This window comes from Caballeronia sp. M23-90 (assembly GCF_053574605.1).
The window spans coordinates 1-1,634 of sequence record NZ_JBSIPA010000772.1 but is presented as its reverse complement, the minus strand read 5'-3'; the positions used below and the strand labels follow the sequence as shown (position 1 = coordinate 1,634).

Genomic DNA, 1,634 nt, shown 5'->3' with positions numbered 1-1,634 from the left:
GCCGGCGGATTTTTTCTCCGTCGATGGAATCGAGTTTTACGGTCACTTGTCTTTCTTGAAGGCGGGGCTGTTCTACGCCGATCGCATCACGACGGTGAGTCCGACCTACGCCCGCGAAATCCAGACCCGGGTTCAGGGCGCCGGTCTCGACGGCCTGTTGCGCACCCGTACACACGACATCACCGGCATCCTGAACGGTGTCGATAAAACGGTATGGAATCCGGCCACTGATACGGCCATCAACACGCAGTATTCCGTTGAAAAGATCTCCGGCAAGGAGAAATGCAAGGCGGCGTTGCAGGAACGCATGGGCCTCGCGCGCGATCCCGACGCGCTCCTGTTTGGCGTGGTAAGCCGGTTGACGGAGCAAAAGGGCATCGACCTGTTGCTTTCGGCGCTTCCCGATATCGTCCAGCGCGGCGGTCAGCTCGTGGTGCTCGGGACCGGCGATCCGGCGCTCGAGAACGGCCTCAAGTACGCTGCGGCAGCCAATCCCCAATCGGTGGCGGTGGAACTCGGATTCGATGAAACGCTGTCTCATTCGATCATCGCGGGCAGCGATATCGTGATGGTGCCTTCACGTTTCGAACCATGCGGACTGACGCAGCTCTATGCGCTTGCATATGGTTCGCTGCCGCTCGTGCATTGCGTGGGCGGCCTGGCGGACACGGTCGTGGATACATCGCTTGAGAATCTCGCCGATGAAATCGCCACCGGCTTCGTGTTCGAGAAGTTCGACCGGCCGTCGATTGTCGCGGCCGTCCGGCGGGCGTTTGCGTTGAGAGCGCGGAGGCCCGACTGGAAGGCCGTCGTGCATCGCGCGATGGAGCAGGACTTCGGCTGGGAAGCCTCGGCGTTGCGATACGCAGAGGTGTACCACGAGCTGACGGTCTAGTCTTCCGTGTCGCGTGCGAGCGCGTGGATCGCGATCTGCACGCGGCTCGTCAGGTTGAGCTTGCGCAGCACGTTGCGAACGTGAATCTTCACGGTGCTTTCGGCCAGATCGAGTTCGCGCGCAATGTCCTTGTTGCTCGCGCCGCGTGCCACGATCCGCACAATGTCGCGCTCGCGCGGCGTCAACGCGGATGATTCACGGGCATCGCGTGCAGGCAGCTCTTCTGCCTTCTGCGGCGTCCTCATCTTCGCGATCAACCGCTGCGTCATGCTTTCCGCGATGACTGATTCGCCACCGGCGGCGCGACGGATCATGGTGGCGAGTGCATCGGCGTCCATGTTCTTGAGCAGATATCCGCACGCGCCTTCGCGCAGCGCGGACGTCAGTTCATCCACGTCCTCCGACACCGTCAGCATGATCACGGCCGTGTCGGGCAAGTCCTGCTGCAGCAACTGCAGCGTCTCGATACCCGATAACCCCGGCATGTTCAGATCGAGCAACACCACATCCGGCCGATGCTGCTTTGCGCGCTTGATTCCCTCGATGCCATCGGCGGCATCTCCCACGACCTCGAAGTCCGGCTGACGCTGCAACAGCGCATGCACGCCGGAGCGGAACAGCGTGTGGTCGTCGATCAACAGAATGCGGATGGTCATGCTGCCTGCCTTCTGCTTGCGGGCAGCAGGAGGTGAACGCGTGCGCCGCCGCCCTGCCGGCTTTCGAGTCGGAGTTGCGCCCA

Annotated in this window: 2 protein-coding genes; one reads left to right on the top strand and one right to left on the bottom strand. The window is 62.3% G+C overall.

Features of this window, described 5'->3' with window-relative positions; translation table 11 throughout:
- The coding region (locus ACRXB1_RS35710; RefSeq protein WP_449494729.1) for a glycogen/starch synthase at positions 1-895 on the top strand (895 nt) is incomplete at its 5' end.
- Here the strand turns inward: ACRXB1_RS35710 and ACRXB1_RS35705 are convergent.
- Complete coding sequence (locus tag ACRXB1_RS35705; protein ID WP_449494730.1) at positions 892-1,551, bottom strand: response regulator; 660 nt, start codon at positions 1,549-1,551, stop codon at positions 892-894. The two genes, ACRXB1_RS35710 and ACRXB1_RS35705, sit on opposite strands and share 4 nt — an antisense overlap.
- Positions 1,552-1,634 lie beyond the last annotated feature (83 nt).

Bases quoted from the DNA above. Each gene is read 5' to 3' on its own strand.
- ACRXB1_RS35705 (WP_449494730.1), bottom strand. From the start codon at position 1,551: ATGACCATCCGCATTCTGTTGATCGACGACCACACGCTGTTCCGCTCC.